This window comes from Candidatus Methanoprimaticola sp. MG2, assembly GCF_047501175.1.
In the GTDB taxonomy this organism is placed as follows: Archaea; Thermoplasmatota; Thermoplasmata; order Methanomassiliicoccales; family Methanomethylophilaceae; genus Methanoprimaticola.
The window spans coordinates 1-1,796 of the sequence record NZ_JBEQWH010000024.1; the positions used below are offsets into that span (position 1 = coordinate 1).

At 59.7% G+C, this 1,796-nt stretch carries 1 protein-coding gene; it reads left to right on the forward strand.

Annotated elements, in window-relative coordinates; translation table 11 throughout:
- A partial coding sequence (locus V5D86_RS09535) for a hypothetical protein (protein ID WP_414596454.1) occupies positions 1-1,514 on the forward strand: 1,514 nt, incomplete at its 5' end.
- Positions 1,515-1,796 lie beyond the last annotated feature (282 nt).

Here is a 1,796-nt window from a genome sequence, read left to right on the forward strand (position 1 = left end):
ATCCTGCCATAAGTGCTAGTTACCAATCCCTTTCCAAGATCATACTCGGAAGGAGGTCCGGGAATCAGGACCGCGAGAGGAACGCCGATATGACGGACGGTTCTCCCAATGTGATATGGTCGCTTCCAGGTCATGATCCCGACAGGACGAGGTCCTCCCTCTGCGGCGTCTTCAGGGTCGGTACCGGGAAGCCCCTCTCCGTGAAGATGTGCACGAACGACCCCTCTCATTTCCTCAAGGCCGTCTCCAACCATTGTTGCAGTCTCCGTTGTCCGAACTGCATGAACTATGAGGCGATGAACATCGGCCTCACATTGGAGGAGAGGGTGTGCACCCCCTCCGACATCCACGGCAGGAAGACCGGTGTGTACGACAAGCCCAAGCATTGGGCGATCAGTCCTCCGCAGGAGTGGATGAAGGGGATAATGCAGAGGTCCGACTCGTACGCAGGGCTCCTCGACGACCTCGTCGCCCTCCTCCCCGCTTACGGATTCTATGCGGGAGCGATAGTGTTCCATCCGTGGAGACTGTCCGAGGACGGCACCACATGGGTCCTCTCCCCCCATTTCCACGCGGTAGGCTTCGGGAGGTTCTCGAACATGAGGCTCCGCGAGGACCTCGCGAGAGCGGATTCCCAACATCACATGTGGAACGATGACGGCAGGTCCGAGTCTTGGGTCTTCAATCAGATCCATCCCGACGAGGACCTCCGTTCCGTGCGTCACACGTTCGGCTACATCATGACCCATGTCGGATTGGGGACATTCGATCACGATGTGGACTGGGACGATGCCGTCAACGACCTGGTCATACCGGCGGAGGCCGGGCGGGGCAGGGTCAAGGTCGCCAGGACCATCACCCCCATGATGGTCTACGGCGACGGTTGGAGGAGGTCCAACTTCTGGACCGAGCATCTCGATGAGTTCGATTGGCTCAAATGGACCAAGGCCAGGACGGAGGGGAGCTTCCAGAGCTATCGCGTGTTCGGCGCGGTGACCAGGCAGCGCGTCCTCGGGAGGTACAAGGAGAGGGTGCCGAGGCTGTGTCCGGACTGCGGACAACCTATCGGCAGGTTCGAAGGCATCGACTCTCCGACGTACGAGCCAGTCATGTACGACCGCAGGTCCACCATCCGGGTCATGAGGGACGATTACGACCTGGTGCGGTCCGAGCTCTCCAGGATCGAGGAGAGGCTCCGTCTCGAGGGACGCACCGCGTTGGACTTCGCCATGAGTGTCCCGCAGTGCAGCACACCGGAGACCAAGGGCATGCAGGATCTCGAGAGGCTGCACACCCCGGAGGAGCGTGCGGCCATCATCGATCGTGTGATCGCGTACGTCCCGAGTATCTATGGCATGGGATACGACACGTACATTCTCACCCGGCCCCAATACAGGGAGTTCCAAAGGACCGGGAGGCTTCCGGCGGGAGCGGTCGCGGACGATCCTCATGTCGCCGCCCTCAACAGATCCCGTGTCTCCGGTGAGGATGCCCAATCCGAATCGGATGCGTGAACGCAAGTATAAGAAGAAGGAGCCGATATGCCCCCTGCCGGACTCGGAGAACCTTGGTTTCGCCACAGGTTCGTAGCCGGCGAAACCTCGGAACCTCTTATCATGGGTCCGTGCAGGAGGTGGTTTGATGATCTCCTATACGAGATTCCGGAACGGAGGGTTCCGGCTTGTCGTGACAATCGGCGGACTGTCAATCGAGATCGATTGGTTGTAAGCCGTTTGTGACGAAGAATGACACCCTCAAGGTGTCCGGTCCCTTCGGGGACCGTTATCCCCCATCAC